26 protein-coding genes are annotated in these 24017 nt (G+C 53.9%); 11 read left to right on the top strand and 15 right to left on the bottom strand.

Annotated elements, in window-relative coordinates; all coding sequences use genetic code 11:
* Positions 1–157 precede the first annotated feature (157 nt).
* The 9 genes from moaA (at position 158) to ybaK (ending at position 6800) form a co-directional block, all read left to right on the top strand.
* Entirely contained in the window at positions 158–1159 is a 1002-nt protein-coding gene (gene moaA / locus ACEQ15_RS11550; RefSeq protein WP_370279342.1) for a GTP 3',8-cyclase MoaA, read from the top strand.
* A gap of 7 nt (positions 1160–1166) precedes the next feature.
* Positions 1167–1871 (top strand): Crp/Fnr family transcriptional regulator, encoded by a 705-nt coding sequence (locus tag ACEQ15_RS11555; RefSeq protein ID WP_370279343.1) that lies wholly within the window; start codon positions 1167–1169, stop codon positions 1869–1871.
* Complete coding sequence (locus ACEQ15_RS11560) at positions 1868–2365, top strand: putative zinc-binding protein (protein WP_370279344.1); 498 nt, start codon at positions 1868–1870, stop codon at positions 2363–2365. Before ACEQ15_RS11555 ends, ACEQ15_RS11560 begins: the two co-directional genes overlap by 4 nt.
* A complete protein-coding gene (gene moaB / locus ACEQ15_RS11565; RefSeq protein WP_282355623.1) occupies positions 2311–2859 on the top strand; it encodes a molybdenum cofactor biosynthesis protein B in 549 nt (182 codons plus the stop codon). Before ACEQ15_RS11560 ends, moaB begins: the two co-directional genes overlap by 55 nt.
* Before the next feature lie 39 nt (positions 2860–2898).
* Positions 2899–4128: a gephyrin-like molybdotransferase Glp gene (glp, locus tag ACEQ15_RS11570; RefSeq protein WP_370279345.1), complete on the top strand. Its 1230-nt coding sequence runs from the start codon at positions 2899–2901 to the stop codon at positions 4126–4128.
* Between the two features lie 12 nt (positions 4129–4140).
* Positions 4141–4731: a molybdenum cofactor guanylyltransferase MobA gene (gene mobA / locus ACEQ15_RS11575; protein WP_370279346.1), complete on the top strand. Its 591-nt coding sequence runs from the start codon at positions 4141–4143 to the stop codon at positions 4729–4731.
* A gap of 412 nt (positions 4732–5143) precedes the next feature.
* Positions 5144–5692 carry a YSC84-related protein gene (locus tag ACEQ15_RS11580; protein ID WP_372530379.1) on the top strand — a complete coding sequence of 183 codons (549 nt, stop codon included), beginning with the start codon at positions 5144–5146 and terminating at the stop codon, positions 5690–5692.
* Positions 5693–5698: 6 nt separating this feature from the next.
* Positions 5699–6229: a hypothetical protein gene (locus tag ACEQ15_RS11585; protein ID WP_370279348.1), complete on the top strand. Its 531-nt coding sequence runs from the start codon at positions 5699–5701 to the stop codon at positions 6227–6229.
* Between the two features lie 97 nt (positions 6230–6326).
* Positions 6327–6800, top strand: coding sequence for a Cys-tRNA(Pro) deacylase (gene ybaK, locus ACEQ15_RS11590; protein WP_370279349.1), 474 nt, complete (start codon positions 6327–6329; stop codon positions 6798–6800).
* Positions 6801–6805: 5 nt separating this feature from the next.
* On the opposite strand, the gene ACEQ15_RS11595 is transcribed toward ybaK, so the two are convergent.
* From ACEQ15_RS11595 to ACEQ15_RS11645, 11 genes are all read right to left on the bottom strand, one after another.
* A complete protein-coding gene (locus ACEQ15_RS11595; RefSeq protein WP_370279350.1) occupies positions 6806–7270 on the bottom strand; it encodes a hypothetical protein in 465 nt (154 codons plus the stop codon).
* A gap of 964 nt (positions 7271–8234) precedes the next feature.
* Complete coding sequence (locus tag ACEQ15_RS11600) at positions 8235–9515, bottom strand: TRAP transporter large permease (RefSeq protein ID WP_370279351.1); 1281 nt, start codon at positions 9513–9515, stop codon at positions 8235–8237.
* Entirely contained in the window at positions 9512–10015 is a 504-nt protein-coding gene (locus ACEQ15_RS11605; RefSeq protein WP_370279352.1) for a TRAP transporter small permease, read from the bottom strand. Before ACEQ15_RS11605 ends, ACEQ15_RS11600 begins: the two co-directional genes overlap by 4 nt.
* Positions 10005–11045, bottom strand: coding sequence for a TRAP transporter substrate-binding protein DctP (gene dctP / locus ACEQ15_RS11610; protein ID WP_370279353.1), 1041 nt, complete (start codon positions 11043–11045; stop codon positions 10005–10007). The genes ACEQ15_RS11605 and dctP overlap by 11 nt, the downstream gene beginning before the upstream one ends.
* 77 nt (positions 11046–11122) lie before the next feature.
* Entirely contained in the window at positions 11123–11911 is a 789-nt protein-coding gene (locus ACEQ15_RS11615; protein WP_370279354.1) for a TRAP transporter TatT component family protein, read from the bottom strand.
* A 265-nt stretch (positions 11912–12176) separates the two neighbouring features.
* The gene (locus ACEQ15_RS11620; RefSeq protein WP_370279355.1) at positions 12177–13520 is read right to left on the bottom strand and encodes a sigma 54-interacting transcriptional regulator; all 1344 of its coding nucleotides are present in this window, start codon (positions 13518–13520) and stop codon (positions 12177–12179) included.
* Entirely contained in the window at positions 13517–14011 is a 495-nt protein-coding gene (locus ACEQ15_RS11625; protein WP_370279356.1) for a hypothetical protein, read from the bottom strand. The genes ACEQ15_RS11620 and ACEQ15_RS11625 overlap by 4 nt, the downstream gene beginning before the upstream one ends.
* A gap of 2 nt (positions 14012–14013) precedes the next feature.
* Positions 14014–15468 (bottom strand): ATP-binding protein, encoded by a 1455-nt coding sequence (locus ACEQ15_RS11630; RefSeq protein ID WP_370279357.1) that lies wholly within the window; start codon positions 15466–15468, stop codon positions 14014–14016.
* 127 nt (positions 15469–15595) lie between these two features.
* Positions 15596–15892, bottom strand: coding sequence for a hypothetical protein (locus ACEQ15_RS11635; RefSeq protein WP_370279358.1), 297 nt, complete (start codon positions 15890–15892; stop codon positions 15596–15598).
* A gap of 428 nt (positions 15893–16320) precedes the next feature.
* Entirely contained in the window at positions 16321–17187 is an 867-nt protein-coding gene (locus tag ACEQ15_RS11640) for a fumarylacetoacetate hydrolase family protein (RefSeq protein ID WP_370279359.1), read from the bottom strand.
* A 158-nt stretch (positions 17188–17345) separates the two neighbouring features.
* A complete protein-coding gene (locus tag ACEQ15_RS11645; RefSeq protein WP_370279360.1) occupies positions 17346–17939 on the bottom strand; it encodes a TetR/AcrR family transcriptional regulator in 594 nt (197 codons plus the stop codon).
* A gap of 115 nt (positions 17940–18054) precedes the next feature.
* On the opposite strand from ACEQ15_RS11645, the gene ACEQ15_RS11650 reads away from it, so the two are divergent.
* Entirely contained in the window at positions 18055–18987 is a 933-nt protein-coding gene (locus tag ACEQ15_RS11650; protein ID WP_370279361.1) for a hypothetical protein, read from the top strand.
* Positions 18988–19018: 31 nt separating this feature from the next.
* Here the strand turns inward: ACEQ15_RS11650 and ACEQ15_RS11655 are convergent, their stop codons facing one another.
* The 3 genes from ACEQ15_RS11655 to ACEQ15_RS11665 form a co-directional block, all read right to left on the bottom strand.
* Positions 19019–19756, bottom strand: coding sequence for a DnaJ domain-containing protein (locus ACEQ15_RS11655; RefSeq protein ID WP_370279362.1), 738 nt, complete (start codon positions 19754–19756; stop codon positions 19019–19021).
* Between the two features lie 97 nt (positions 19757–19853).
* Entirely contained in the window at positions 19854–20567 is a 714-nt protein-coding gene (locus ACEQ15_RS11660) for a VWA domain-containing protein (protein WP_370279363.1), read from the bottom strand.
* Positions 20568–20716: 149 nt separating this feature from the next.
* Positions 20717–22426: a GNAT family N-acyltransferase gene (locus ACEQ15_RS11665; protein ID WP_370279364.1), complete on the bottom strand. Its 1710-nt coding sequence runs from the start codon at positions 22424–22426 to the stop codon at positions 20717–20719.
* A 154-nt stretch (positions 22427–22580) separates the two neighbouring features.
* Here ACEQ15_RS11665 and ACEQ15_RS11670 point away from each other — a divergent pair, with 154 nt between their 5' ends.
* Entirely contained in the window at positions 22581–22886 is a 306-nt protein-coding gene (locus tag ACEQ15_RS11670; RefSeq protein ID WP_370279365.1) for an antibiotic biosynthesis monooxygenase, read from the top strand.
* 30 nt (positions 22887–22916) lie between these two features.
* Here the strand turns inward: ACEQ15_RS11670 and ACEQ15_RS11675 are convergent, their stop codons facing one another.
* The gene (locus tag ACEQ15_RS11675; RefSeq protein ID WP_370279366.1) at positions 22917–23921 is read right to left on the bottom strand and encodes a hypothetical protein; all 1005 of its coding nucleotides are present in this window, start codon (positions 23919–23921) and stop codon (positions 22917–22919) included.
* Positions 23922–24017: the final 96 nt, after the last annotated feature.

Below are 24017 nucleotides of genomic sequence, written 5' to 3' on the forward strand. Positions count from 1 at the left end.
AGGGGGTAGCCCTCAATCCCCTGTAAACAGGGCGCAAACGCCCATATTCCGGTGTTTTTCTAACACTAATACCCCGTGCAGTTACCACCTGTGAGGTATACAGGGCCTGGGGTGCCGTTGCGATAATCGATGGCAATTAGATTCCCGGGAGTTCGCCATGAACACATCTGAAACACAGTTGATTGACGGTTTTGGTCGCAAGATCGATTACATCCGCTTGTCGGTGACTGACCGTTGTGATTTTCGCTGTGTTTACTGTATGGCGGAAGATATGGAGTTCCTGCCACGCGCCAAGGTGCTGTCGCTGGAGGAGCTGGCCACTCTGGGTGAATCCTTTGTCAATTTGGGTATCAAGCGTATCCGTCTGACCGGCGGTGAGCCGCTGGTGCGTCGTGGTGTGATTGACCTGATCGCCAAGCTGTCGGCACTGCCTGGGTTGGATGAGGTCACACTCACCACCAACGGATCACAGCTGAGCAAGTTTGCCAAACCGCTGAAAGAGGCGGGACTGAAGCGGATCAACATCAGCCTGGATAGCCTGAATCCGGAACGCTTCGCCCGTATGACTCGCCGCGACATGTTGCACCAGGTGTTGGCGGGTGTGGATGCCGCCGTGGCGGATGGATTCGAGAAGATCAAACTCAACGCTGTGGTGATGAAGAACCACAACGACGATGAGATCCTGCCGCTGGTGGATTATGCCCAGCAGCGGGGTATCGATATCAGCTTTATCGAAGAGATGCCGCTGGGGCAGATTCAGCATCATGATCGCCAGCAGGCATATTGTTCCAGCGATGACGTGCGTCAGGTAATTGAAAGCCGCTATGCGCTGTTGCCAAGTACAGATTCCACCGGTGGACCTTCCCGGTACTACCGTATTCCCGATGCAAAAGGACGGATCGGGTTTATCTCACCACACAGCCACAATTTCTGCTCCAGCTGCAACCGCCTGCGGGTGACGGCAGAGGGGCGTTTGTTGCTGTGTTTGGGACAGGAGAATTCCGTAGATCTACGCGCGGTGCTGCGCCGTTACCCCGGCGAAGCGCACCGCATTGAATCACTTATTCGCGATGCGATCAGCCGCCGTCCGGAAGGTCATCAGTTTGCCGAGGATGACGCGCCTCAGGTGCTGCGGTTTATGAACATGACCGGAGGTTAAGCGAGCAATGAATAAGGTTTGTGACAAAGAGGCTCAGATGGCGGAAGCCCTGAGTCAGATCCGCAACCATACGTTGCTGTCCTCACTGAACGACGAACAGTTTCAAGCGCTGACCGCGCACTCCCGCCTGATTGATTTGAAACCGGATCAGACCCTGTTCCTGCAGGACGATGAAGCAGAGCGTTTCTTTATCGTGATTCAGGGCAGCATCAAGATGTTCCGTCTCACCGCTGAGGGGCGTGAGATTGTGATGAATGTGCTGACCCGGGATCAGGCCGTGGGCGAAGCGGCGATGTTTATGGCCGAACACCACTATCCGGTGAACGCGAGCGCGATCGAGCGCAGCCAGGTGATCTCGCTGAGCAGCAACGTCTATCAGCGCCTGCTGCGCGAATCGACCGATAGCTGCTTTGGCGTGCTGGCCGCGATGGCCTGCCGTCTGCAGAACAGTATGGCGGAGATCGAAACGCTGACTTTGCAGAGTGCCTCTCACCGGGTGGTCCGCTTCCTGCTGGGACTGGTACCTGAAGGTGCAGAGCGCGCCGAGGTGAAGTTGCCGGTGGCGAAACAGCTGATCGCCGCACGTTTGGCGATGCAGCCGGAAACCTTTTCCCGCGTGATGCGTGATCTGAAAAGCCGTGGTTTATTGCTGGTGGATGGCTGTCATCTGACCATCCTCAGCGTGCAGGGCCTGAGGGGGATGATGGCATGAGCGAGCAGGGCAATGGGAAGAGGGTAAAGCGCAGAGAGCTGCCGCTGGTTTACGCCTGCTCCGGTTGCTCCAGCGTTGCTCAGCTCGCCAATGACGTGGCGGTGCACCTTGATCATCAATCCAAAGCGGAGATGTCCTGTATCTCCGGTGTGGGCGGCGGTGTAGAGGCCTTGGTGAAGGTCGCCCGTTCCGGGCGCGACATTATAGCCATCGACGGCTGTCAGCTACATTGCACCGAAGCCTGCCTTGCCAAATGCGGCGTACAGCCCGCAGAACATGTGAAGTTATACGAGTATGGCCACAAAAAGCGCATAGGCGAAAAAGCGTCCGATGCGGATTTCGAAGCAGTGGTCGCTCATGTTGAACAATTGCTGACAGGGTTGACGGAAAAGCCAGATCAACCGGCCAGCGAACAGCTAGATTTTGATGGAGACTCCAGATGGGACACGCAAAAAAAGACGCGGTATTTCAGCCGCTCAACATTGCGGTATTAACCGTTTCAGATACCCGCACACTGGAGACCGATACCTCCGGCGATACCCTGCAGCAGTGTATTACCGATACCGGCCATGCCCTGTGGTGGCGTGACATCAAACCGGATTGCATCTATCAGTTGCGTTCCGTGGTATCCCAGTGGATCGCCCATCCTGATGTACATGTGGTACTGGTGACCGGCGGAACCGGCTTTACCGCCCGCGACACCACCCCCGAAGCATTGACCCCGCTCTTTGATAAACAGATCGAAGGCTACGGCGAGTTGTTCAGGCAGGTCTCTTATGAGGAGATCGGCACGTCAACCGTCCAGTCCCGCGCCGTAGCTGGGGTCGCCAACCGTACGGTGATCTTCGCCATGCCGGGCTCGCCTAAAGCGTGTAAAACCGCCTGGGAGAAGGTGATCCGCGAGCAGCTGGATGCCCGCCACCGTCCGTGTAATTTTGTTGAGATGGTTATGCCGAACGTGGATACCGCCTGCGGCTCCCGTTCCTGATCTGCTATCCACAAGTTCGAGTTTGCCGAGAGATCTACTATGACTGCGTGTAGCTGCGACTATGATCGCCTGATGTCTTTTGATGTGGGCCTGCAGCGCCTGCTGGATTCTGCAAAACCTGTAACTGAAACAGAAACTGTTTCGCTGGAGGACGCTGCGGGGCGTGTTTTGGCTGCGGATGTATTATCAACGATTGCAGTGCCACCGGCCGCCAACAGTGCGATGGATGGTTATGCGGTAAATACCCGCTCATTGCCGGAAAGCTTGCTGGTTCCAATTAGCCAGCGTATTGCCGCCGGTCAGCAGGGTACACTTCTGGAACCAGGCACTGCTGCACGCATCTTTACCGGCTCAGAGATCCCGCCGGGTGCTGATGCTGTGATCATGCAGGAACAAACCCGTCATGTGGGTGAAGATATCCAGCTACTGATCCACCCTAAGGCAGGAGACCATATCCGCCCGGCTGGACAGGATATTCAACCTGGTCGATGCGTTGTCGCGAAGGGCACGAAACTGGATGGCCGTCACCTGGGTGTTATTGCCTCCGTGGGTGTTGCTGAAGTCACTGTGTATCGACGCATCAAAGTGGCGATCCTGACCACCGGTGATGAACTGGTATTGCCGGGTGAAGAGGCAGGTCCAGGCAAGATCTACAACTCCAACTACTTCACCCTGAAAGGGTTGCTGGAGCGCATGGGGATTGAAGTGGTGTTCCCCGGTATTATCGAAGATGACCCACAGGTGACCCAGGATGCACTGGCTGCAGCGGCCGAAGATGCCGATCTGGTGATCAGCAGTGGTGGCGTATCCGTGGGTGAAGAGGATCACGTCAAAGCGGCTGTAGAGAGCCTGGGTGAACTGATGCTCTGGCGTCTGGCGATCAAGCCGGGTAAACCGCTGGCATACGGTCGTGTCGGTCAGACCCCGTTTATCGGCCTGCCGGGCAATCCTGCAGCAGTGCTGGTGACCTTCCTGATGCTGGCCAGCCCGTACATCAAAACCATGCAGGGCTGCAGCGACGTGCTGCCGAAGCGTTATACCGTGAAGAGCGGTTACGAGCGCACCAAAGTGGTAGCGCGCGAAGAGTTTCTGCGGGCTGCGCTCAGTGTACAGGATGGAGAGCTGGTCGCTGCACCTGCCCATAGCCAGAGTTCAGGTGTACTGAGTTCATCGGTGATGTCCGATGGTCTTTTGGTGATTCCTGCCGAACAGGCTGTGGCGGTGGGTGATCCGCTTGAGTTTATTCCGTTCAACGGATTGCTGGGCTGAGGAGTTACGGCGATGAGTGAACCCTTCAGCTCGATCGCAGCCGTTATCCTGGCCGGTGGTCAGGGCAGCCGTATGGGCGGTGAGGACAAAGGCCTCGTACCGTTCCGACAGGGGCCCATGATTCGTTGGACCTTGGAGCGGGTGCAAGCGCAGGTGGATGAACTTGTGATCAGCTGCAACCGTAACCGCGAGACCTACGATCGCTTTGGTCTGGCAACGGTGACTGACGATACCCAAGGTTTTGTTGGCCCACTGGCCGGTGTACAGGCTGCGATGAATCACCTGGACGGGCGCCATTCCCATCTGTTGGTGTTGCCCTGTGATACACCGCTGATCAGCGAAGAGCTGATTGATCTGTTGATCAACAAGGCAAAGCAGCAGCCGGATGCGATTACATTGCTGCATGCCGATGGCCGTCCGCAGTTTTTGCACGCGGTAATCCCGGTGCAGTATCACGCCAATCTCAATACCACGTTGGAAAGCGGTCAACGCGCAGTATTCAAGTGGTACAAACAGTTCCCGATCCAGACAGTGGAAGTGGAAAACCACGCCCAGTGTTTGGTAAACATGAACACCTTTGAACACCTCTCTCTTTCTGCATGATTTGTGTTGGGCATCACTGAGTGGTGGCCAACCTACATTTCACGCCATGCCCGTAGGTTGGCCATTGCGCAGCAATGCCCAACGCACTCTAATAGTTTGCGGGGCCCCGGATTTCTTTATTTGTGTTATTTGTGTTGGGCATCACTGCGTGGTGGCCAACCTACATTTCACGTCATGCCCGTAGGTTGGCCATTGCGCAGCAATGACCAACAATCGTTTAAATTCCCTGCTTTTGCGAACTTTTCCCGACAGTTGCGCTCATATTGACGTGATCTTTTTGCCAGAACCCGGTTATCGCACTACGCTGAAGTTCAGGACACCCCAGATCGGAAACTGAACAGTCTTGCCGTTTTCGTTCTCGGGCCTTTACAGGTAAGTAACACAGCAACAGTCCCAGTGACGGGGGAGATTGATGATGTTACGGAAACTTCAATGTGCATTTCTGTTGATGATCAGCATGCTGCTGGTTGTACCACAGGTTCAGGCGGCTTCAAGGGCAGAGATCGACGCCAAGGTCCAGGAAGCGCTGAGCAGCCTCTATAAAACCTCTTCTTCCGCCAAACGCCTGTCCCAGAAAGCGGCGGGAGTATTGGTGTTCCCGGAAGTGATCAAAGCGGGCTTTGGTATCGGTGGTGAGTATGGCGAGGGGGCGCTGCTGCGTGGCGGTAAAACGAGTGGATACTACAACGTGGTGTCAGCTTCAGTCGGGCTGCAGTTTGGCGCACAGTTGAAGGCAGAGGTCATTCTATTCATGACCAAAGACGCGATGAATAAATTCCTCAACAGCGATGGTTGGGAAGCAGGTGTAGACGGCAGTGTGGCGGTTGCAACCCTGGGCGCAGGCGGGGAGATCGACAGCAATACTGCCCAGCAGCCAATCATCGGTTTTATCTTTTCCAACAAAGGGCTGATGTACAACCTTACGCTCGAAGGGGCCAAAATCAGCAAGATCGATAGGTAAGTTGCTATGCGTATATTGATAGGATTGATTTGTCTGGCACTGGCCTCCAGTCCTGCACTGGCCGGTAAGCCCGAGTGGGCCGGTAATGACAAGAAGGCTGAGAAGCATCAGCAGAAAGAGAGCAAAAAGGCCAAGGCTGAAAAAGCTAAAGATAAAGCCGAACACAAGCGCTACTTCTCAGCCCATGAACACGACGTTATCCGAGAGTATTATGCCGATCACGGCGACAAGGGACATAAAGGCGGCAAGGTAAAAGACCTTCCACCCGGCCTGCAGAAAAAACTGGATCGTGGTGGCGATTTGCCCCCAGGTTGGCAGCGTAAACTGGAGCGGGGGGATGTGGTTGACCGCGAAGTGCGTGCAGCATCGCACCCAATACCGGAACAGTTAGCCGAACGGTTGCCTTACGATGCCGCGACCGAAGAGATTATCCGTGTACAGGATAAAGTGATCCGGATGAGTAAAGGCGAAGGGACCATCATCGATGTCATCGACATTGCCGACGTACTGGTGGGACGAGGGATTCGTAGCGAGTAGGTGAAGCATAGGGTGTGGTAAGACCAGACACCGGTGATATTAGAGGATTAAAACAGAGCGGCCTATAATGGCCGCTCTGTTGTTTAAGGAGCTGACGATGACACCGGCAATTAACGCGGCCAAAAAGGGCAAAGTGAAATACGCAATCCATGAGTACAGCCACGATCCATCGGCGGCGTCTTATGGTGAGGAAGCTGCCGACGCGTTGGGTATGGAGTACGGCCGTGTATTCAAAACCCTGCTGGTGGAGATAAATGGCGACAATCGGAAGCTCGCTGTGGGTGTTGTGCCGGTCTCAGGCCAGTTGGACCTGAAAGCGATGGCATCCGCACTCAAAGCCAAGAAAGTCTCCATGGCCAATCCGGCTGATGCTGAGCGGGCCACCGGCTACGTGGTTGGTGGGATCAGTCCACTGGGTCAGAAGAAGCGCCTGCCGATGGTGATCGACAGCAGTGCTGAAAGCTACGACGCCATCTGCATGAGTGCGGGGCGCCGGGGCCTGGAGATTGAGATGTCTGCCGCTGATCTGATGAAGCTTACCGGGGCTATCTTGGCACCGATAGGGCGTTGAAGCGTTTAATCCCCCAGGTTTTGTTTGAAGGCATCCAGTTTTTCTTTTAGTTCTTCACTGTCTTGTAAATGATTCAGTTTGGTTCTGTCGTGTTCGGTTATATTTTGAACCTGAGCCAGTGCGTCCGATAGCTGGGAAACGGCGTTCATAAGGGCTTGATAGGTGTCTCTATCTAATTCTTTCAAGCTACCGAGTGAATCACACGCTTGAGTGATCATCTGTGGTAACGCCTGTAGAGCGGCAATTTCGGTTGGTATTTCACTCAATTCGGCGTGAAGCTGTGCCCGATCTTCCAGCCAGAGTTCCAATTCTCGAATTTCTATCTCGCTGAGCTTGGCTGCTACGTGAGGGGCGATCGTTTCTACGGCTGCATCAAAAGTAGCGACAACCACACGGGTGTCTTGGCTGCCCTCATGGCCAGGAACGATTCGGATGCATTGAACGGTGGCATCATCTGTGACGAACTCCATAAACTCACCCTCCTGGTTTTCATAAACGGTTACCAAAAGAGATAAGTGTTCAGCCGTTTAGTTCAACTGGGTTGCTTTTTAGGGATGAACATTGTGCTGTATCGGCCACACAGTGATTGGGTGCGGAAAGCACTCTGATCTCAAACGAGTATAAAGGCATGGACCGTATTTAAATGTTCGCCGAAGATGTTTAGTCGAGGCAAAAGCTACTCGACGTTCAACGAATACGGTGTTTAGTGATTGGTATCACTTGGGGAGATAGAGCCCGTGCACCCTTAGGGCGAAAGATTCGCCTGCCAGACTTTCGAATGCCCTCTTCAGCGAGCATTTGTTCTATTTGGTCATCTGCACTTTTCGCGGACTTCATTACAGCGAGCAGTAAAAACATAAATACAGGTACAACGAGCAGAAAATAAATCATCTTGTTGCCTCGCGTATACCCCTGAAGGCTCGGAAGCACTTCGACTGCTGGTTTTACGTTATTCTGTGAATTATCCCTCCGTGGAGAATGTCCAAATTTACAGTGTCCGAGTTTTAAGCGTAGTTGAGCGACTATCGATTACTACAGGAAATATTCTCACTTTGCCGGTTTGAAAAATGCGGCGTTGTGATCATACCCCATAGCTCGCCATGAGATTTTCCCTGATATCAGACTCTCTAAGTATCCGCCAGCCTAGGCCAGGATCGAAACTCCAATTGGTGCCACAGGTTTCGCAGGTGTGAAGGGTGAGGGTTTCGAATTTAGCGATCTCTCTAAGTTCGCTGTGCCCTATCAAGGCTAGGACCGTGAGGGTCCGGTGTCCTGCCTCCGTGTTTTTCAATGCAATACAGCGCGAACAAATTTCCTTTTGGCTTTCCATAAAGACACTCTTCTTGTGTACAAGTGATCAAACAATATACATAGGTGTCTTGTGGAAATATATTAGAAAAAATTCATTAAAAAACTTAGCGACTTTAAATATACTCACTCAATCCACGTCATACTGAGCGCCGGGATGTAGGTGATTATTAGCACTGAAATTAACAGTACTATAAAAAATGGCAGGCTGGCGCGGTAGAGGGTGGTGATCGGTTGCTTGAAACGTGCGCTGGCGATAAACAGGTTGATCCCAACGGGGGGAGTAAAGTAACCCAGCTGCATATTAGCCAGGAAAATTATCCCCAGATGGATCGGATGGATGTCGTAGGCCAGGGCCAACGGCAGCAGCAGCGGCACCATAATCACAATTGCCGAGAATATATCCAGAAAGGCGCCTAGCAGCAGGAGCAGCCCGTTTAAAAGCAATAAGAAGGTAATCTGGTTATCCACCTGGCTGCGGATCAACTCAAATGTTTTGATGGGTATCTCCGCATCGATAAGAACGTTGCTGAAGGCCAGGGAGAGCGCCAGGATCAGAATAATCTCACCGACGAGAATGCTGCTTTGAATCAGTACCTTTGGCAGTGTCCGCAGAGGCAGCTCCCGGTAAAAAAACACCTCCACCACCAGAACGTACAACGCGGCGACTGCCGCCGCTTCCGAGATGCTGATCAGTCCACTGTAGATACCGCCCAGTACGACCAGCGGCAAGGGGAGTTCGGCCCGGGCTTCCCAGAGTGCAGCCTTGAGTTCCATCGTGGAAAACGGTGTGATCAGACGGGGTTGCCCGCGGGTGCTCCAGGCACTCCACAGGCTCAGCAACAAGATCATTAACAGAGCAGGGGCCAGCCCGGCAAGAAACAGGTCCGACAGGTCCAGGCTGATCGGGAGGTCCATCTGTTGTACAACCACGCCGTAAAGAATCAGCGGCATTGATGGGGCCAGCAATAAGCCGAGACTGCCAGAGGCAGTTACCAAACCCAGGCTAAAACGCTGCTCATATCCACTTTGCAGCAGGGCCGGATAAAGCAGTGCGCCGATAGCAACGATGGTGACACCAGACGCACCGGTCAGCGCGGTGAAGAGGGCGCAGGTGAAAAAGGCGATGACCGGCAGGCCTGCTGGCAACCAGCCCAGTAGGGCGCGGCTGAGGCGCAAGAGCCGTTCTGAGGCACGGGTTGCCGCCAGCAGATACCCGGCGAAGCTAAATAACGGCAGGGCGAGCAGCACCGGTGTTTCTGTGATGCGGTAGATCTCCACAGCAACAACAGAGAGATGGATCTCCTGTTGGTAAAAGCCGTACAGAGCCGCCGTGGCTATAACGATAAAGATCGGTGCTCGCATCATCGCCAGCATCATAATGCCAATCATCGCGGCGAGGTTCACAGGGGCTCTCCATCATGGTGGACACTGCTGTCCAACCGGTGACTGCCCCGTAGCGACTGCCAAAGGAAACGCAGTGCCATAACGGTAAAGGCAAACGGCATGATGCTTTCGCAGAGCCAGACCGGGACCTGGGCAAAGGCGATCAAGCCATCCTCGTATTCCAGTAACACCAGGAGCAGGCTGTACCAGGCCAAAAGCGCACAGATGACGGCGGAAAACGCATGGACACCGCGTTCTGCCCGCAAGCACCAGTGCAGCGGCAGGTAACGGTTGAGCAGGTCGATGGCGATATGTGACTGCTGCCGTGTGGCGACCATTGCACCAAACAGCGCAAGCCAGAGTATGGTAACCCTGAGGAAAGGGTCCAGCCAGACGATAGGCAGTTCCAGAAGGTTACGTAGAATGATCTGTCCGTTTGCCGCGACGATCACCAATAACAGCAGGCCCGACAGTATGGCGTTCTCCAGCCAGTGGGTGAGCTGGAGCAGCTTACTCCACACCGTCCTGCTCCGGCTGGGGCTGAGATCTGCCGTTACGGAAGGCCGACAGATGGGCATTCAGCTGTTTGTATAACAGGGGGGACACCCTGCCATCCTGCAGTACGCCGTCAATCGCCTGTTGAGCACGGCGTTGCCACTCCGAGATTTCCTGATCAGTGGGACTGCTTAGTTGAATCCCCTGTTTCTGTAGTGCGTTTAGCGCAGCGAGGTTGTCCTTGCGATTCTGGCGGTCAATATCCCGAAAAACACGCTGCATCACCTGCCTGACCCGAGCCTGGTCGTCCTGGCTGATCCTCTGGAACGCTTTTTTATCGATGGCCAGAACTGCATAAAAGTAGGTCAGAGGCAGGTCGGTCATGTGGCTGAATTGCGTATGCCACTGCAGGGCGATCGCCACAATAGGGGAGGTGGCTATCGTGTCGATCATGCCGGTTTGCAAACCCGGCAATACGTCGCCAATGCTCAGCGGTATCGGATTGAGGTTAAAGGAGTCTGCGGTATTTTGTGAGTTGGCATCGGTGTCTGGTACCCAGACCTTTTTGTTTTTGAGTTGGCGAACGTCGGTAATGCGTGAGTTGCTCATTAGATAAGCCAGTCCGCCTTCGGCCAGGCCGAACGTCACAAAACCTCCCTGCTCAAGTTCCTTGATGATCAGCGCATCCATATGGGGGCGGACAGCATCGACTTCGTTATAGGAACGAAACAACAGCGGCAGGTTGTAGAGCGTGCTATTACGCGCATAGGTGGCGAGGCTCCCACCGGGTAGCGCGCCCCCCTGTAACTGACCCAAGCGAATCTTACGAAGGACTGTCTTGTCGCCGCCCATGACGCCACCGGGATAAAACTTAAACTTCACGCGTCCCTCGGTCAGGTCCGCAATTTCTCGGGCACCCTGACGCATTTTGATCATCCAGCTGGAGCCGTCAGGAGACACAGTGGCAATTTTGAAAACCGCGGCTTCGGTTAGTGGCGCTGCCGTAAACTGCATTAGGATCAGCAGGGCTAGCGAGAGCAGGGTGTTGATTCGCATGACGCCTCCGGGTTTCGAGTTTGCCGACCACAATCCTCCATGTCCGATAGTCGGGATAGTTGAGTAAGGTAATCTCCTCAGAAGTATTCGTCCGATTCCTCCAGCAACTTGCGTGCTTGCTGCTGTGCCAGAGTGTTCATCAACGTATACCCCTTGCTGGTTGGAGTACTGTCCAGTACTTCCCTCAGCAGTCTGTCATGCAGGGATTGATTGAAAACCAGGCGCGCATAGCGTTGGGCAAACATCACTTTGGCCATCAGGTTACGCCCCTGGGAGAGTGTGATGGCCCGTTCAAAGTGTTTACGACTCACTTCCGGTTTTCCTCCCATCGCTGGTGGCAGCAATGCATTGAGTGCCCCCAGATAGAGATGTGCGCCCCCTTGTCGATGGCTTTCATCCAGTTCCACCACGCGCTGTAGCAATGCTTTAACGTAAGGGAGTTGAGCAATGGCCTCCCAGTCGGTATTGCGCGCCTGAATCCAGCCAGACCAACTGGCCCCCAGGGTATAGAGGTTGGCCACACTCTCCTGTGAGGTGTGCTGAAGGTGTTGCTGGAACGTCTTGAACGGGATCTGCTGTGGCTGACAGAGATGACCGTGTTGAACGCATAATGCGCGCCCCGCGTAGCTGATTGCGGTTTCTGTCAGGCGTTGTTGTCGCTGGGGAGAGGTGATAAACACATTGGCGTATGCGCTGTAGATGCCTGCACCCGCACGCAGTAACCCCTGATCTTCGGGCGCTCCATGAATGAGGCCGTCGATCATAAGCAGGTAGGCGGGAGCCCCGGCGCGCACGGTTTCGGGGTCATTATTATCTTCGATCGCAGCCGCCAGGTTTTCAGCCAAGCGGCTGGTCTCCTTCGACACGATCGATGAACATCCGGTAATGAAGATGCCTACCACAAGCAATAGGGCTAAGTGGCGCATACGTCATCGGCCTGTGCTGAATATACCTTGTGTCAGAAAAACGATTCGGTTACCGCATCTGACATTTAGGTTGAGTCAGAGTTTCGATCCTTTATTGCCACTCAGGTCATAAATGGCCGTTAATAAAAGGATAGGTGAATGTAGAGGTAATACCTTGCTGCCTTAGCCCGGTATTACCTGACTACGGAGGATTAGGGCAAATACGTTAGCCCGCTTTCAGGTTTCCGTTCGATGACTTGAACTGAGCAGGTTCCAGATCGTACTTGTTGAGCAGCTTATAGAAGTCAGTGCGGTTTCGTCCCGCGATGCGGGCGGCTTGGCTCGCGTTGCCCTCGGTGATCTGCATCACCTTGATCAGATAGCGTTTCTCGAACTCAGCACGGGCATCGTTGAAGGTCGGCAGGACGTGATCTTGGTTGGATAGTGCCTGGGCGATAGCTCCTTCGGAGATGATCGGTGTGGTGCTGAGGGCGGTGACCTGTTCAATCACGTTTTCCAGCTGCCGTACGTTACCGGGCCAGGCCATCTGTGCCAGCAGCGTCAGAGCGGCCGGAGACAGTCCTTTTACCTTGCTGTTATGGCGCTCGGCGGCACGCTCAACAAAGTAGCGGGCCAGCAACGGAATATCTTCCGGACGTTCGCGCAAGGGCGGCAGGCAGAGGTTAACCACGTTCAGACGGTAGTAAAGGTCTTCACGAAAGTCATTCTCCTGCATCGCCTTGTCCAGGTCACGGTGGGTCGCGGAGATTACCCGCACATCTACCGGGATGCTTTCGGTGCTGCCGACCGGACGGATCTGGCGTTCCTGCAATGCTCGCAGCAGTTTCACCTGCAGTGGCATCGGCATATCACCGATCTCATCGAGGAACAGGGTGCCACCGTTAGCGGCCTGGAACAGACCTTCGTGACGGCTTACCGCACCGGTAAACGCGCCTTTGACGTGGCCAAAGAGTTCGGATTCCAGCAACTGTTCGGGCAGGGCACCACAGTTGATTGCCACAAACGGATGGTTACGACGCGGGCTGGCCTTGTGGATGGCGCGAGCAAGCAGTTCTTTACCACTACCGCTTGGACCGCTGACCAGTACGCTTACCGCAGAGTGGGCGACACGTTCGGCTTGTGCCAGCAGATCGGCCATCGTATCGCTGCGGGTAACGATCTCCTGGCTCCAGTCGTCGGGACTGGATGGGGTGCCGGAGAGGGCGCTTTCGATGGTCTCAAGCAGCTGTTCGCGGTTGATCGGCTTGGTCAGGAAACCAAACACACCATCCTGAGTGGCTTTCACGGCTTCGGGAATGGAGCCGTGTGCGGTGATAATCACCACCGGCAGTTCGGGGCGGCGCTTCTGCACCTGATTAAACAGCTCCAGGCCGTCCATCCCTTCCATGCGTAGGTCGGTGAGCATCAGGTCGATATTATCGTTCAGCAGTTGCAGGGCCTGTGGACCACTTTCCGCGCAGGTCACGGTGTAACCGCTGGAGGTCAGGCGCAGGCTGAGCAGTTTCAGCAGGCTGGTATCGTCATCGACAAGCAGAATATGGGCACTCACTGGGCAATCTCCCGGTCGCGGCTGATCTCCTGTTCGATCTGAGTCAGCGCTTCAATCTTCTTACGCAGCTCCTGATTCTCCTGTTGCAGTTGGCCGCGCTGCTGGTTGATCTCCAGCATCAGTTTGGCTTGTGTAAAACGCAACAGCAGGTAGCGATCACCCGGGCAGTCCCGCGTCGGATTGATCCCCTGCTTACTGAAGTATTGCAGGGACTTCTGCAAATCGCTGGCGCTGGCCGAAGGCTGTGATAGCAGCAATGCGGTTTGCGGATGGTCTCCGGCACTGATCGCCTGATTCAACATGGTAGATCGTTGGGACGCTTTGGCGGACAGAAAGTTGCGCTCCTGATAGAGCAGGCCACTCAGACGTTCATCGCCGATATGACAGCCCGTGACCACGTTGGGTGTCTCTTCGTAGATCTCTTTTAGCTGACGCTGAAACTCACAGCCTGTGATCAGCATACTCAGCAGTAACACGATTCCTATACGCATGTTCAGGTACTCAATTCACTTAAAGCCAGGCGAAAACACACTTTGTTCTGTCGGTTGTTGTGCAGGCTTAGTTCAGATTTCAGGGCATGGGCCGCATCCTGGGCAATGCTCAGACCAATACCTGAGCCTTTAATGGCGCCTGCACGCTTGTGACTACCCTGGTAAAACGGTTCGAACAGATGCGGGACATCTTCATCCGGAATGACGGGGCCGCTGTTTTCCACATCAATCAGCATGGCGTCTGATGCTTCAGAGACGGTGATGGCGAGTTCGCCACCCTTGGAGCCGTAATGGGCGGCATTCGAGATCAGATTGCTGAGAATACGCAGCAGCATGGCCCGGTCTGTGTGCCAGTATACCTTGTTTACCGGGGTGTAGACCTGAATCTTTTTCTGCTCCAGCAACAGCTGGTGGGGTGTCAGCGCTTCGTTGATCAGCATGCTGAGGTCAAGTTCTTGCGCCTGCACCGGCTCCTGCTGGCCCAGTCGGTTGTAGTCCAGCAACTGCTCAATCAGAGACTGAAGCTGAACGGCGTTTGTCTGCAGCAGGCCAACAATTTCCCGTTGCGAATCGTTCAAGTTGCCCGCCACCTCTTCTGCCAGCAGGTCAGAGCCTTCGCGCAATGTGGTCAGTGGTGTTTTCAGTTCGTGTGACATGTGGCGCAGGAAGCGTTGTTTTTCGCTTTCCAGCTGCTCCAGTTGCTGACTGAGCCAATCCAGCTGCTCGTCCAGCTCAACCAGTTCGCGAGGGCCGCCGATACGGGTACCAAAGCTGCGCTCACCGCGTCCGAGCGCGCGAATGCGGCTGCCAAGGCGTAAGACCGGGCGGCTGATTCGACGGCTGAAGAATGCCATTAAAATAGCTGACATGGCGATCAGTATGGATGCCTCGATTACCAGTTCGTTCTGGGTGTTGTGGGCAACGGTATTCAGCTCTTTCAGGCGGATATCCAGGGCCTGATCCAGGCGGACGTTCAGTTCACGGGTCAGGCTGATCAGTATCAGCTTGTCGGGATCAAAGTGGTCATCCGCCAGTTTGTCCAGGTGTTCGTAAATCAGTCGAATATGGCTGCTCTCATCGAGCGCAAAGCTTTGAATGGTCAACAGCTGACGGTAATCGTTGAGCTGATCAACAAGGCGGAGTCTGATCTCTTCCTTCGCAAGAATCTTATATTGGCGGGCTGCGCGGGTGATGTCTTCGGCAAGCAGCTGCATGGTTTGGCCGCGACGGCTGATTTCCAGGGATTGTCTGGCCAGGTCGCGTCCCATTGCCGATTGTTCAACCAGTGCGTTGCTGGCTTGGAACAGCAGGATGCCCAGTGGCATGACCACCAGGATAAACGCCAGGAGGACCAGCTGCTTGAGTGAATTAGGACGCCAGTTGGCGAAGCGGGACTGAGTCATGAACGGCCGGAAAATGTGAATGCAATAACGAAAATTATCTACCAAAGCGTCCATGAGGTTAAGTCCATTATGAAAGGGGACAGGCCATATTGGGTAGGGTAGGGTAGGTAATATGGCCTGTTAGGGGCGCATCCGAGTCATCAGTTGGGAGGGATATGACTCGGGGCGCTAATGCTGTGACTTAGAGAGTAAATACAGCGTTTTTAGAAAATAGACGTGCAGTCGTTTCTGTATCCGTCTGGATAAGGGAAAACTCGGCCTCTGTCAGGTAGCCATCTTTGTTGATGTCCAGTTCTTCAAATTGCTGTGCCAGTGGAGCGGTATCTTTCGCTTCAATAGCACTGATCTTGCCATCTTTGTTCTGGTCCAGCTGCTCGAATGCAGTTGGTTTCTCTTCTGCAGTAGTATCGGTTGCCATCACCGCAACAGGGGATGCAAACAGTACCGCAGCCAGAGCGATCGCAGACGTCTTCTTCATACTTGATTCCTTCAAATTTTGAGTTGGCTGTAGTTTTAAATCACAATGTATATATCAAGTGGTGTGCCAACTTTTTAAAAGTCGTTTTAAAACAATTGCTTATGGGTCTTTGTGTAAAGGCTTTACGCTGAAGAAGAAAAAAAGCAGCGCAATAATCCTGAAATTCACGCTATTTGTGTCTGTATCTGGCGACAGGGTTTGGGGTGTTCCCGGAGAAGCCCAGTTTTAAAGGGCTCTGGCGTTGTAGCGAAAATGCGACAGCGAAAATGGTGTGTCTCGGATTTGGCGACAAAAGGGGCGACGGTGATGCTTAAGCGGTGAGTTTGAGAGAGATTGTTGTCTGGATCTAATGTGAAACAGGTTGTTTCGAGATAGCAATATCACCTGCCTGATAACCAAGGTCTGCAGGCAGGTGATGAACGCAGGGCTTAAAAGCGTGCGTTATCTTCCGGTTCCTCAACCACCGGGTTGCTAAGTTGCCCAATCCCTTCAATCTTGATGGTGACGGTGTCGCCGGGTTTCATGTAGCCACGTGGCTTCATCTTGACGCCCACGCCGGAGCAGGTGCCGGTGGCGATTACATCACCCGGCTTCAATGTACAGACGGTGGAGAGGGTCTCGACCAGTTTGTAGCAATCGAAGATCAGGTGCTCGGTGTTGGAGTGCTGACGGAGTTCGTTGTTCACCCAGGTTTTCAGCTCCAGGTTGTGTGGATCAATCGCATCGGCCGTGACGATCCACGGCCCCATCGGGCCGTGGGTGTCGAATGATTTGCCCAAGGTCCATGTAGGCGCTTTGATCTGCCAGTCACGCACGGACACGTCGTTGACGATGGTGTAACCAGCGATCACCTTGTGGGCCTGGTCGTAGGGCACATGGCGGCACTCTTTTCCGATGACCAGTGCCAGTTCACCTTCGTAGTCCAGCTTTTCCGACACCCTTGGGCGGTGGATCGCATCGTCAGGGCCGATCACACAGCTGCTCTGCTTGTTGAAGATGGTTGGAAATTCCGGCGTATCCAGTCCGGTTTCTTCGATGTGGTCTGCATAGTTCAGGCCCACGCCAAGAAACTTCTCAGGCTGGGCAATCGGGGCTAGCAACTGAACATCGGCCAGTGGAATGCCCTGGCCTTTTTCCGTAAGTACCTGCAGGTTGTGGCTCAGGTCTTCCAGTGCGGGAAGCAGGGCCAGCATATCTGTTGGCAGGGCGGGATCCTGAGATGTTGGGTAGACCTGTTCGTTGGCAATAACACCGGTCTGGACTTTGTCCTGATGGCGGAAGCGGGCGAGCTTCATAGTGACTCCTTGCGCGTTCTTTTTCCCCATTATGGCGCGAAACAAGGGCACTGAGAATGCACACAATGGACAGGCAAAAAGGACATGCCAGCAACGGCAGGCAAATAAAAAGGCCCATGCCTGCACATGAGCCTTTCGAACGACTACGCGGTTTGCAATCAGTGCTTGACGATCGGCAGCGCGTTTAGCGTGTTGTTGATAATTGCGGTGTACGTTGTTGTATCCGGACGGGTGCTGCTCATTACGCGCATACCCCAGATATTGGCCATCAGGAACTTCGCCAGCTCTTCCGGTGACGCTTGCGCCGCCAGTTCACCTTTTTCCTGTGCGCGAGTCAGTGTTTGCGCAAACATCGACTCAATCTGATCCAGATAGTTTGTGATCTTCTCCCTGATCTCATCATCTTCCGTGGCCAGTTCCAGCATGGTGTTCACCATCAGACAGCCGCGACCGATGTCGTCCATCGCGATATCCTGGCTGAAACGTTTGAAGAATTCCTGAATTGCGGCAATCGGACTATCGTTGTTGAGCAGGCACGTTGATACGCGGGTCAGGCTGTTCTGGGCGTAGGTGTCGATCACCTCCATAAACAGTCCGCGTTTGCTCTGAAAGGCGCCGTACAGCGAGCCGGGTTTCAGGTTGGTTGCTTTTACCAGATCGGTTACAGACGTTCCGGTGAATCCGGTACGCCAGAACACTTCCATTGCTTTTTCTAACACGTCTTGACGAACAAATTCGGCAGGTCTCGCCATCGTCTTTCCCTCCTTGATTGATTTGCCTATTATTCCCACTCTTTGTAGAACGATCAATAAAACGCAGTACGGCTTTTGTTGAATATTTGATCTAAATAAAGGTTTTGGTAATTACGTGCTCAGATTTCTTGTAGTGACGATGCTGATTGTGGCAATTGCCGGTTGCGCCGACACGTCGCAGAAGCCCGCTGTAGCTGATTTTCAGCGTGGAATCGTGGTGCGTAGCGGTGACCAGTTTGTGCTGCGCCCCTGCTACGTTTCCAAAGAGCAGCTATTACTGGATGAAAGCGGTGAGCTGGCGCGCTGGTTCAAACAAGCACCGGTTGAATTCGAACAGGTGTATGCCGAAATGATGGTGGCGCCGGATCCAATGAACCCGGATAGATCACGGATTGATGAGCTACTGTTGGTGGGCCCTCAGCCACGGGGCTGTGAGTTCGAACTGCATGGCAACCACTACCGTGCGGCGGGCGAAAATCCGCTGTGGATCGCCGATATACGGGACGAAGGTATTCGGGTGCATGTGCGCGGTTCGTTACGGCAACTGCTTTTTCCGTTGGTGGAGCCGGAAGAGACCGGAAGAACTATGTCCTGGAGTAGCACACTGGAGGTTCAGGAAGGCTATTCCGTTGAGCTGAAACTTACGCGCGAAGCGTGTTATGACCGCTTCGGGACCCTTTACCCCTATACTGCGAATATCTCTGTATACGATATGACATTTGATGGCTGTGGCCGCCGGGGCAACTTGGCGCGCAGCAGTATCGCAGCAACCTATACCTACAGTGACGGTATCTTGTCTTTGATGGCGGTGTTGGAGCCGGACGGTAACCTCGCCTTTACCGATCTGCGCCAGGGTGAATCCGGCAGCATAGCGAGTTATCTCAAAGGGCACTGGCGCTTACTGGAGAGTGGCCGTGTTCAGTTGGAACTGGAGCGGGAATCCGGTACACGGCAAGTGCTGTTCTTTGAGCGCGAAAGTGACGGAGCACTGCGTCTTAAGTTCGGTCACAAAACGTATCGTGAGGGGCTGTTGCTGCATCGACAGTAACGCCCCAACGCTTGATACCTGATTGAACTATCTACCCGTTTAACAACAGATCCTTGGCTTGGTTGATCTTGGCGGCCAGGTAGTCGCTACCTCCGCGATCCGGGTGTACCTTCTGCATCAGGCGGCGGTGCGCTTCGATAATGCTCTTTTCATCCGCATCAGGCGTGAGACCCAGAATGCTATAGGCTTCGTCGCGACTCATGGGGCCACTGCTGTCGCCGGCATGGTTGTGCTGGGAATGAGTGCCGGGATCATCTTCCCGCCAGCTATCACCAAAGCGTTTATCCAGGTACGCCTCCAGCAGTCGTGCCGACTCAGTGTCTTTCTGACGGCAGTAGGTCAGTAGCTGGATAAACTCCTGTTCGCTCAGATCGCCCAGCTCCCGGCCCTGCAGAGGGCCATTCAGTACCGTGCCGTACATGACGCCAGAGTCATGATCCAGCGTCATCTTGATGATGGCCGTCTGAACTTCGGAGTGATTGCCGCCGCTGTGTTGTCCGGCCTGGCGCTGATCATAGAGATTTTTCAAAAATGGCAGGAAACGGATAATCAGGGGCAGGAGTTTGCGCATAAATGGCAGTACACCGGCGATCAGTACGCCGAGCCAGTGCAATCTGCCGGTCACCGCCAGATACACCAGTGCCATGATCACCAGCGTGGTCACCACTTTGATCACTGCGGCCCGTTGCTGTTTGACCGGTTGAGACTTAACCCAAAGCATGCCAACCACGGCAACAATGCCCAGTAGTACCAGACCCAATGGATGCACAATTTACTCCCTATAAATGCAGAACAGATCTTACAGGTTAGTATATCGTTTTTTACCGGAGTTCAGATCAATTGAGTGTGGCCAAAGGCTATGTAGTTCAGTGGCCTTTGAGTTGATGGGTGAGTTGCAGCACTTCGCCGCTTTTGTCTTTCGCGAAGTTTTCCAGTGCCTTAGGGCCACCGGCTGCGTACACCGCCACCGCTGCAAGCAACTGCCGAAGGATCTGTGCGCTGCCAGCATTAAAGCTGCAGTAAGCACCACCGGAGAGGCGGGCAATCTCTTTGAAGGCGCGTTTAGCGACCAGCTCATTGCCTTCCTGAAAGATAAAGACGGGCGTGCTCAACAAGCCCAGTTCACCGGCCAGGCGTGCGAGCTTGTCAGCCGGTTCTTCGAGGCAGTCTCCGATAAAGATCACCGCCTGAATCTTACGGGTGCGTGTTTCCAGCAGGGCGTGATTGAGTACCCGTAACAGCTGGGTTTGCCCAGCAACACAGCTGACCCGGTTCATCCGGTCGAGTAGAGCGCGGGTATTGTTAAACCAGCCGGTGTGCTCGAACAGACCGTATCCTTGGTAGTAGCAAAGCTGGACCTGCAGGCCGCCGATCTTGCCGGCTTCCAGAAACATTTCGCTTTGCAGGTGACAGGCTTGATCCCAGGTGCGCTGCCGACTGGCGGTGGCATCCAGCGCGAACAGCAGGCGGCCTTCGGCACCCGTGTTGAGTGTGGCGGGGGCGTTGGATACCTGCTCCAGAAATGCATCCAGTTCATGTTTGGATGACACTTTAACCGGGTGTTTATCGTTGCTGCTCATAGACGATTCCTTCGTTGATCCTTATGAGTATAGCGAGGCGGCCGAGCAACGGGTATTGCAGAGAGTGGGGGCTTAGGCGGCGGGAAAAGTGCCGGGCCGCCTGTGATACATCCGTGTACGGCCCGGCAAGGGGTTACTTGTTGTCCGGGTTATTCACCCATGTAGCGGGTACGTTTTTTGGGCTTAACGTACTCCAGGTCGACCAGTACCAGGCCGTCTACGCAGTAGTTGAAGTCGGCATCCACACCGAAGTCCAGGAAACGCACGCCGCCGTCTTCACACAACTCGCTGTATTGCTTATACAGGGTTGGTACGCTCACGCCGAGGAACTCCATCTGTTCCTTCATCAGGCGGAAATCTGCTTTGTAGTCGTCGCCGTCAAACATACGTTCCATGTTCTGCACGGTGGCATCGTCAAACTGGTAGGGAGAGAAGGAGCGACCCAGATATTCGTTATCGCGGAAGTAGTGGCTGTAGAACCAGATCAGCATGTCCTTGGCCGCTTTCGGGTAGGAATTGCTGAGGCTAACGGGGCCGAACATGTAGCGAACATCCGGGTTCTTGCGAAGGTATGCCCCGATACCGTACCAGAGGTAGTCCAGGCTGCGTTTGCCCCAGTACTTGGGCTGGACGAAACTGCGGCCTAGCTCGATACCCTTGTCGAAATACGGCTCCATCTGTTCGGTGTAGTTGAACAGCGTGGCACTGTAGAGGCCCTGGTCTTGGTTTTCGCGCAGCTTAAACGCTTCCGCCAGGCGATAGGCGCCCGCGATCTCCAGTTCTTCTTCGTCCCACAGGATCAGGTGGCGGTAGTAGTTGTCGTATTTATCCAGATCTTTCTTCTCACCGGTGCCTTCACCCACACAACGGAAAGCGATTTCACGCAGACGCCCCACTTCATTGATGACTGCGGAATCGGCGCGGTAGTCGAATAAGTAGATCTTTTTTCCATCGGAGGTTTCCCCCAGCAGCTCAGATTCTTTCAGCTCCTGCTTGATGATCTGGCGGTCTTCCGGGTGAGCGATGGTTTTTTCCGTAATAAAGAGCGGCTTACGACCCTTGGCGATGCGGTACAGGTGCTTTTTCAGCAACTTGCACTTTTCCTGGGTGGAAACCGGTACCGCGTCCAGTTGGCTGAACGGGATTGGTTCACCCACCTTCATCGGAATGGATACGGATTTTTTATTGAACATCTCACGCGCCAGCAGCAGCGTGGAGAGGTTGCGGTTGATGTACGACGCACCATAAAACAGGGAAGAGTTCTTACCACCGATGAAGGTCGGCAGAATTGGTGCGTTGGCCTTGCGGGCAAATCGGATAAAGCCGCTGTTCCACTTACCGTCTTTAATGCCAGTCACGCCTGCACGGGATACTTCCCCCGCCGGGAAGACAATCACTGCTTCTTCGTTCTGCAGTGCTTCCACGATGCGGGCGATATCACGCTTGCGGGTGCTTTTGCCCATGTTGTCCACAGGCAGAAAGAGCGATTTCAGCGGATCGAAGTTCATCAGCAGATCGTTGGCAACGATTTTTACGTCACGACGCACTTCGCCGATTGCCTTCAGCAGGGCCAGGCCGTCGAGGGCGCCCAGTGGGTGGTTAGCAACAATCAGAACGCGACCGCTCGATGGAATGTTCATGCGGTCTTTGTTGCTCATGGTGTAACTGAAGTTGAAGTACTCCAGTACACGGTCAATAAATTCGAAGCCGGTCGCATCATCGTTCTGCACCAGGAAAGAGTTGATCTCGTCTTCACGGATCAGGCGGCGCAGCATAAACAGAGTGGAGCGTTTTACCGGTGCAGGCTTCTGCACAAACGCTGGGTATTTATTGGTCAGAGCTTTTTCAACGTTGATCACGTTGTACACCTTCGTTTGTTCGTGTCGTGTGAAAAATATATGGAAGATTTGTGACTGACCGTTGACGCAAATCTTACGCTTTGATGACGGTTGGCGGGGCGGCTGAAAACGGGTTTAATCAAGGCAACAATGTTTAATAGCAGGAGCAGGACTGATGCAATTTGTGGTGGCAAATCGAATCTACGTGGCAGATGGCTGGCAGGAGACCTTTGAAGAGCGCTTCCGGAAGCGGGCGGGTGAGATCGACAAGCAGCCTGGGTTTGTGCGTATGGAAGTTCTGCGTCCGGCGAAAGAGGGGATGCCTTACATCGTGCAGACGCACTGGGTGGATAAAACCAGTTTTGATGGGTGGGTCGGGAGTGAAGACTTCAAACGGTCCCACTCAAATCCTCTACCGAAAGAGGCGTTCAGCCAGAAGGGTGGGTTGGAGATGCACGAGGTGATTATCTCTACTGACTAAGTTGAGCTGGGCCGCGGATGCCTGTCTGCACTATTTGCTAAACAGGATCTCAAGACGGGTTGTGATAGAGAACTCAGGGTCGAAGTCTTCATCGCGTGGCCAGCTTACTGCGGGCACCACATCCAGGTAGAGCTTATCTTTATAAAGCGGTTGTCTATAGCGCAGGTTAATATAGTGCTCGCTGGAGCGCAGGGATGGTTTGGTTTCACCCAGAAAACCAAGCTCATAGGTGAGGGTGGTGCGGTTTGCCAAATACTGTTTCAGAGTAAATATCTGTGCCAGGTCTGTGTTATGGGTATTTTCTTGCCATTGGGCTTCTGATTTAACTTGCCATAGGAAGCGTTCGCCCGCTGGCCGTGAAAACAACAGTTGTAGTCGTGTACCAAACCCATCCGAATGGAAGTAGTAGATCGACTGCTGGAATTGGCCGTGCCACGCAGAATCGATATCCAGTTCTCGCCGGGCTTTCAGGCGGGCAAACGGATCAAGTGAAGCCCTTAACCTCAGCCCCAGTTCAGGGCGCAGGTACCAGTCTTCCAAGTCTTGCTCCTGGCTAATGCCGCCGTAGAAGCTGTCATCATCACTGCTGGGGCTGATATCATCTTCCCGGTTGGTACTCTCCAACGTTTCCCTCTCGTCTAGCTGGTTTTCGATAAACAGGTTCCAGCGCTGCTTCATAGAAGGCAAGTCTAAGCGTACCTTCAGATCTCCATCTTCACTCAATCCGTCATCTTCTTCCCAGCGCGCGCCGAGGCGTAATCGCAGGTAGCTGTTGTGCTCTAACAGCTCGTAGTTGTCGCCAGCGAAGAAGCTGTCGATGGACGAAACCATGTCATAGAAAGATTCGGTCCAGTTATCGTGTTGCTCGATCCACCAGTCGTATCCGGTTGGAGATGTATCAGGGGTTTGAGGAGGGGATGAGATGAGGGGGATAGCTTCAGTTTGTTCACTATAGGCATATGGAGCCGTAGCGACTAATAACCAGACTAGGCTACATATGAAGGTATTCCGGAAACTGGTCCATTGTTGGTTCATTGGGATGCATCCTAATTTCACATCATCGTACCGAATGAACGGTCCTTTCAGGTCAGTTTAGTACAGGTGGTGTGTGATAATTTTGACTGAGCACTG

The organism is Pontibacterium sp., assembly GCF_964228735.1.
Taxonomy (GTDB): Bacteria; Pseudomonadota; Gammaproteobacteria; order Pseudomonadales; family Balneatricaceae; genus Pontibacterium.